A 6,843-nucleotide genomic window follows, 5' to 3' on the forward strand; every position below is an offset into this window, starting at 1 on the left:
CCTTGACCAGGGCCAGCGCGAACGGCCGGGCCAGCTCGGCGCTGTGGTAGCTGGAGGTGACGTGCCCGAGCATCGGGACCGGCGGCGGGGCCAACGTGCCGTCGGCGCAGAACTCGACGATCTGCGAGCCCTCCGGCAGCCGGGTCGCCGCGTCGGTGGGCAGCAGCCCCACCAGGTGCTTGCGCAGCGGGTCGGCGTTCTCCGCGCGGGCGAAGGAGCGCTTGCCGACGAAGTCGTCCTTCTTCTTCGACACCGCCCAGCCCATGCCGAGGTCGTGCGGCGAGACGGTGCCGTCGGTGTCCTGCCCGATGATCGGGTAGCCCTTCTCGGCGCGCAGGACGTGCATGGTCTCGGTGCCGTAGGGGGTGATCCCCCGGGCGGCGCCCGCGGCGAGCAGCCGTTCCCACACCGCGGGCCCGTACCGCGAGTCGAGGTGGACCTCGTAGGCCAGCTCGCCGGAGAACGAGATCCGGGCCAGCCGCACCGGCACGCCGTCGAGCACCGTGTCGCGCCAGCTCATGAAGCCGAACGCGTCGTTGGAGACGTCGAGGTCGGCGAAGACCTCCCCGACCACCTCGCGCGAGCGCGGCCCCACCACCGGGAACACCGACCAGTGCTCGGTGACCGAGGCGAGGCGGACCTGCAGGTGCCCCACCTCGGTCTGCAGCCAGTCCTCGAGGTGCTCGAGGACCGGGGCGGCGCCACCGGTCGTGGTGGTGAGCAGGTACCGGTCCTCGGCGATCCGCAGCACGGTCCCGTCGTCGGTGACCATGCCGTCGGTGCCGCACATGAGGCCGTAGCGCACCCGGCCGACCTTCAGGGTGCTCATCATGTTCGTGTAGACGATGTCGAGGAACTCGCCGGCGTCCGGGCCCTGGACGTCGATCTTGCCGAGGGTGGATCCGTCCATGATCGCGACGCCGCGCCGCGCCGCCGCGCACTCGCGCAGCACCGCGGCGTCCATGTCCTCCCCCGGCCGCGGGTAGTAGCGCGGGCGCTTCCACTGCCCGACGTTCTCGAACCTCGCGCCGTGCGCCACGTGCCACGGGTGCACCGCGGTGGTCCGCACCGGGTCGAACAGGTCGCCGCGCTCGCGGCCGGCCAGCGCCGCGAACGCGACCGGGGTGTAGGGCGGCCGGAACGTCGTCGTGCCCAGGTCCCCGCCCGGGCGCCCGAGCAGCTCGGCGGTGATCCCGGAGGCGATCACGCCCGAGGTCTTGCCCTGGTCGTGCGCGGTGCCGATCGTGGTGTAGCGCTTCACGTGCTCGACCGAGCGCATCCCGGCCCCGACGGCGCGCTCGATGTCGGCGACCGTGGCGTCGCGGGCGAGGTCGACGAACTGGCGCGCCGCATCACCCGGGGTGCGCCACAGCACCAGCGTCGGGGTGCGCCCCGGCTCCGGCGGCGAGCTCGGCGCGTCGCCGCCCGCCCCCTCGAACAGGCATCCGGCGAGGTCCAGGGTCCCGTTCGCGGCGCCGATCACGTCGGTCCCGGCGATCGACTCGCCGGGGCGGAACGCGCCCAGGCCGGGGTCGTACACCAGCTCACCGCGCACGTGGCCGAACAGGTGCGCGGTCGGCGTCCAGCCGCCGGAGACCAGCAGCAGGTCGCACGGCAGCGTCTCGGTGGACCCGCCGGACCTTCCGGACCCGACGTGCACGCCGGTGACCCGGCCGTCGCCCGCCGCGCCGTCGGTGCCGACGACGACGGTGCCCGTCCGCACCGTGACCCCGGCGTCGGCGCACTCGCGGGCCCGCTGCTCCGGGGCGCCCGGGCGGGCGTCGAGCAGGGTGACCCGCGCACCGGCGCCCGCGAGCTCGGACGCGGCGGTGTAGGCGGCGTCGTCGGTGGTGAACACCACGACCTCGCGCCCGGCCAGCACGCCGTAGCGGTGCAGGAACTCGCGCGCGGCGGAGGCGAGCACGATCCCGGGCCGGTCGTTGTCGGCGAACGCGACCGGGCGCTCGTGCGCGCCCGCCGCCACGATCACCCGTCCGGCGCGGACCCGGTGCACCCGCTGACGGGAGGTCTCCCCCGTGCCGGTGCTCGTGCGCCGCTGCAGGGCCAGCACGAAACCGTCGTCGTAGTGGCCGAACGCGGTGGTCCGCTGCAGGTGCAGCACCTGCGGGTTCTGCTCCAGCTCGGCGACGACACCGGCGACGAAGTCGTGCGCGGCGCGGCCGTCGATCCGGTCCGACGGTGCGAGGGTGCCGCCGGCCCCGGGACGGTCGTCGACCAGCACGACCCGGTCGCCGCGGCGCGACGCGGTCCGCGCGGCCATCAGGCCCGCCGGGCCGGCCCCGACGACGAGGGTGTCGCAGTGTGCGTAGCGGCGGTCGTAGCGGGCGGTGTCGGCGACCGCGGCGAGCCGGCCCCGGCCGTTCACGCCGCCGGCGACCAGGCCGTCGTGCAGCTCGACGACCGAGGCCTGCAGCAGCGGCTCCGGGAACGGCTCCTCGATCTGCACGAGGCCGGTGGGGTCCTCGGTCCAGGCCGCGCCGATCCCGCGCGGCCTGCCGAGCCTGATGCTGCGGCCGAGTGCGCGCACACCGTGCGCGAGCAGCGCCGAGGCCAGCGTGTCGCCCGGGTGCCCGGTGTAGGTGAGTCCGTCGAACGTGAAGGACAGGGTGCGGGTGCGGTCGATCCGGCCGTGGCCGGGAACGCGGTTGCTCATGACCGGGCCTCCGTGACGTCCGGGCGCGCCGCGCCGACCGGGTAGACGGCGAGGAACCGGTAGGTGACGGTGTCGCGCAGGGCGTTGAACCACCGCCGGCAGCCGGCGCTGTGGTTCCAGCGCTCGGCACGAGGTCCCTTCGGGTTGTCCCGGAAGAACACGTAGTGCGCCCACTGCTCGTCGGTCAGCTCGGACGGGGTCGGCGGGTACGCGACGTGGGCCTGGCCGCCGTGGTGGAACTCGAGTTCCTCGCGGGGCCCGCACCACGGGCAGGTGATCAGTTGCACGGTGGGCTCCTGTGTGCCGAATGGATCAGTGGGCGACGCCGGCGGCGCCGTGCTCGTCGACGAGGGCGCCGGTCACGAACCGGTCGAGGCTGAACGGGGCGATGTAGGGGTGCAGCTCGCCGGTGGCGATCGTGTGCGCCAGGCACCAGCCCAGGCCCGGGGTGGACTTGAACCCCCCGGTGCCCCAGCCGCAGTTGAGGACGACGTTGGAGTACGGGGTGCGCCCGACGATCGGCGAGGCGTCCGGGGTGACGTCGACGATCCCGGCCCAGCTGCGCAGCAGGTGCGCCCGGGCGAAGATCGGGAACAGCTCCACCGCGGCCGCCATCTGGCGTTCGATGACGTGGAAGGCGCCGCGCTGGCCGTAGCCGTTGTAGGCGTCCACGCCCGCACCCATCACCAGCTCGCCCTTGTGCGCCTGGGAGACGTAGACGTGCACGGCGTTGGACATGACGATCGTCGGGTGCACCGGCTCGAGGAGCTCGGACACCAGCGCCTGCAGCGGGTGCGACTGCAGCGGGGCAGCCACCTCGAGCGCCTCGAGCAGGGTCGAGGTGTGCCCGGCCGCGCACAGCGCGACCTGCCCGCAGCCGATGTCGCCGCGCGAGGTCCGCACGCCGGTGACCCGGGCCGTCCCGTCGTCGCGGCTGCCCTCGGTGCGGAAGCCGAGGACCTCGCAGTCCTGGATCAGGTCGACGCCGCCCTGGTCGGCCCGGCGCGCGAACCCCCACGCGACGTAGTCGTGCTTCGCGATCCCGGCCCGCGGCTGGTACGTCGCTCCCTGCACCGGGTACCGGATGTCGTCGGAGACGTTGAGGATCGGGCAGAGCTTGGCGACGTCGTCCGGGCCGAGCCACTCGGCGTCGATCCCGTTGAGCTTGTTGGCCTCGACCCGACGCACCGAGTCGCGCACGTCCTGCTCGGTGTGGGCCAGGTTGAGCACCCCGCGCTGGGAGAACAGGATCGGGTAGTCCAGGTCCTCCTCGAGCCCCTCCCACAGCTTCAGCGAGTGCTCGTAGATCGCCGCCGACTCGTCCCACAGGTAGTTCGAGCGGATCAGGGTGGTGTTGCGGGCCATGTTGCCGCCGGCCAGCCACCCCTTCTCCAGGACCGCGACGTTGGTGATGCCGTGGTTGCGGACCAGGTAGTGGGCGGTGGCCAGGCCGTGGCCCCCGCCGCCGATGATCACGACGTCGTAGGAGCGGCGGGGCTCGGGCCGGTGCCAGAGGAAGTCGGGGTGCTCGGGCAGGTCAGTGGTGCTCATGCCGTCAGCTCCGGGTACAGGGGGTGGCGCTCGGCCAGCGCGGTGACGCGACCGGCCAGGGTGTCCAGCTCGGCGTCGGTGGCGGCGGGGCGCAGTGCGCGGGCGATGACGTCGGCGACCTGGGAGAACTCGTCGTCGCCGAAGCCGCGGGCGGCCAGTGCGGGGGTCCCGATCCGGACGCCCGAGCTGACCATCGGCGGGCGCGGGTCGAAGGGCACCGCGTTGCGGTTGACGGTGATGCCGACCCGGTGCAGGCGGTCCTCGGCGGTCTTGCCGTCGAGCTCGGAGTCGCGCAGGTCGACCAGGACCAGGTGCACGTCGGTGCCGCCGGACACGACGCCGACCCCGGGCTCGTCGAGCAGCCGGGAGGCGATCAGCCGGGCACCGGCGAGGGTGCGCTCCTGGCGCTCGCGGAACGCGGGCGTTCCGGCGAGCTTGAACGCGACCGCCTTGGCCGCGACGACGTGCTCGAGCGGGCCACCCTGCTGGCCCGGGAAGACGCTCGAGTTCAGCTTCTTCCCGAGCTCCGCGCGGGCCATGATGACGCCGCCGCGCGGGCCGCCGAGCGTCTTGTGCGTGGTCGTGGTGACCACGTCGGCGTGCGGCACCGGCGACGGGTGCAGGCCGGCGGCGACCAGGCCGGCGAAGTGCGCCATGTCGACCATCAGGTAGGCACCGACCTCGTCGGCGATCCGGCGGAACTCGGCGAAGTCGAGGTGGCGCGGGTAGGCCGACCAGCCGGCGATGATCAGCTTCGGGCGGCGTTCCCGGGCCAGGCGCTCGACCTCGGCCATGTCGACGCGGTGGTCGTCGGGACGGACGTGGTAGGCGGCGACGTCGTAGAGCCGCCCGGAGAAGTTGAGCCGCATCCCGTGCGTCAGGTGCCCGCCGTGGGCCAGGTCCAGTCCGAGGATGGTGTCGCCGGGGCTGAGCAGGGCCGCCATCACGGCGGCGTTGGCCTGCGCGCCGGAGTGTGGTTGGACGTTGGCGAACTCGGGCCCTAGCAGGTCCTTCAGGCGGTCGATGGCCAGCTGCTCGATCACGTCGACGTGCTCGCAGCCGCCGTAGTAGCGCCGGCCCGGGTAGCCCTCGGCGTACTTGTTCGTCAGTACCGAGCCCTGCGCCTGCATGACCGCCAGCGGGGCGAAGTTCTCGCTCGCGATCATCTCGAGGGTCTGTCGCTGGCGCCCGAGCTCCGCCGCGACCGCGGCGTGCACCTCGGGGTCGGTCTCGCGCAGCGTCGCGTCCAGCACGCCGCGGGCACCGGCGGGGTCGGGCACGGCGGGGTCGGGCACGGTCGGGTCGGCCGACTGCTCACGATCCACGGCGGACGTCGTCATGGCCACCTCCACATATTCTGTCCAGTACACTGATATATTAACTGTCGACAAAGCCTGACATCGTCTGTAATTCCAGGTCAAGGGGTCGTCGGATCCTCGTGCGCTCCGGGTCCGGCCAGGTCGCCGGTCGGCCGGACCCGGCCGGTCACAGACGCCTGGCCAGCTCGCGGCGCCAGCGGCCGAAGGGGCGGGGGCGGTCGATGCCGAGCACGCCGACGGCCTCCCCCGCGGCGTCGAGGAACAGGGCGAGGAACCCTCCGGAACCGTCCGGGTCGCCCTCCTGCACCCGGACCGCCCCGTCCGCCGCGCGCCGCCCGGCGAACTGGATCCGGTGCCCGTACTGGTCGGACCAGAAGTAGGGCACCGCGTGGTGCGACGGGAGCGAGTGCTCGGTGCCGAGCAGTGCGGCGGCCGCGACCGCCGGCTGCTGCAGCGCGTTGGTCCAGTGCTCCAGGCGCAGCCGGTCGCCGGTGTAGTCCCGGTGCGAGTTGGCGCAGTCGCCGACCGCGACGATCCCCGGCAGCGCGGTCATCCCGCGCGCGTCGGTGACGACGCCGTCGTCGAGATCGAGCCCGGAACCCTCGAGCCACTCCACGTTGGGCGCCGCGCCGATCCCGACCACGACCACGTCGGCGGGTAGCTCGCGCCCGTCGTCGAGGAGCACGCCGGTCACCCGGGGCGACCCGAGCAGGCGCGACACCCCGACCCCGCGGTGCAGTGCGACGCCGTTGCGCTCGTGCAGCCGCGCGCACGCCTCCCCCATCTCCGCGCCGAGGGCCCGCTGCAGGGGCACCGGGGCCGCCTCGACGATCTCGACCGCCAGCCCGAGGCCGGCCGCGGTCGCCGCGACCTCCGCTCCGACGAACCCGGCGCCGACCACGACCAGCCGGGCCGACGGGACGAGGTCGGCGCGCAGGGCACGCGCGTCGTCGAGGGTCCGCAGGGTGTGCACGCCCTCGGGCTGCTCCCCCGGGAGCGCGCGGGCCCGGGCGCCGGTGGCGAGCACGACGGCGTCGGAGGACAGGTGCTCGCCGTCGTCGAGCACCACGGTCCGGGCCGGGCCGTCCAGGGCGGTCGCGGTGCGCCCCAGACGCCACTCGACGTCGAGCCCGTCGTCGTCCGGCCCGGTCAGGCCGACGTCGTCCTCGGATGCCGTGCCGCCGAGGAACTCCTTCGACAGGGGCGGGCGGTCGTACGGGAGGTGCTTCTCCTGACCGGCGACCACGATCCGGCCGCCGAACCCCTGGGCGCGCAGCGCCCGCACCGTCGCGAGCCCCG

5 protein-coding genes are annotated in these 6,843 nt (G+C 74.0%); all 5 read right to left on the reverse strand.

Annotated elements, in window-relative coordinates:
* Nucleotides 1-2,674, reverse strand: a 2,674-nt coding sequence (locus I4I78_RS27995) for a 2Fe-2S iron-sulfur cluster-binding protein (RefSeq protein ID WP_218614499.1), incomplete at its 3' end; no start/stop codon positions are given.
* Entirely contained in the window at nucleotides 2,671-2,961 is a 291-nt protein-coding gene (locus I4I78_RS28000; protein WP_218614500.1) for a sarcosine oxidase subunit delta, read from the reverse strand. The genes I4I78_RS27995 and I4I78_RS28000, both read right to left, overlap by 4 nt.
* Before the next feature lie 25 nt (nucleotides 2,962-2,986).
* Complete coding sequence (locus tag I4I78_RS28005; protein WP_218614501.1) at nucleotides 2,987-4,225, reverse strand: sarcosine oxidase subunit beta family protein; 1,239 nt, start codon at nucleotides 4,223-4,225, stop codon at nucleotides 2,987-2,989.
* Nucleotides 4,222-5,565 (reverse strand): serine hydroxymethyltransferase, encoded by a 1,344-nt coding sequence (gene glyA, locus I4I78_RS28010; protein ID WP_218614502.1) that lies wholly within the window; start codon nucleotides 5,563-5,565, stop codon nucleotides 4,222-4,224. The genes I4I78_RS28005 and glyA overlap by 4 nt, the downstream gene beginning before the upstream one ends.
* Before the next feature lie 145 nt (nucleotides 5,566-5,710).
* The coding region (locus tag I4I78_RS28015) for an NAD(P)/FAD-dependent oxidoreductase (protein WP_226380578.1) at nucleotides 5,711-6,843 on the reverse strand (1,133 nt) is incomplete at its 5' end.

The sequence above is a fragment of the Pseudonocardia sp. KRD291 genome, from assembly GCF_019263595.1.
Classification (GTDB): domain Bacteria; phylum Actinomycetota; class Actinomycetes; order Mycobacteriales; family Pseudonocardiaceae; genus Pseudonocardia.

Excerpts from the sequence above, each read along its gene's own strand:
- I4I78_RS28005 (WP_218614501.1), bottom strand. The coding sequence starts at position 4,225 with ATGAGCACCACTGACCTGCCCGAGCACCCCGACTTCCTCTGGCACCGG.
- glyA (WP_218614502.1), bottom strand. The coding sequence starts at position 5,565 with ATGACGACGTCCGCCGTGGATCGTGAGCAGTCGGCCGACCCGACCGTG.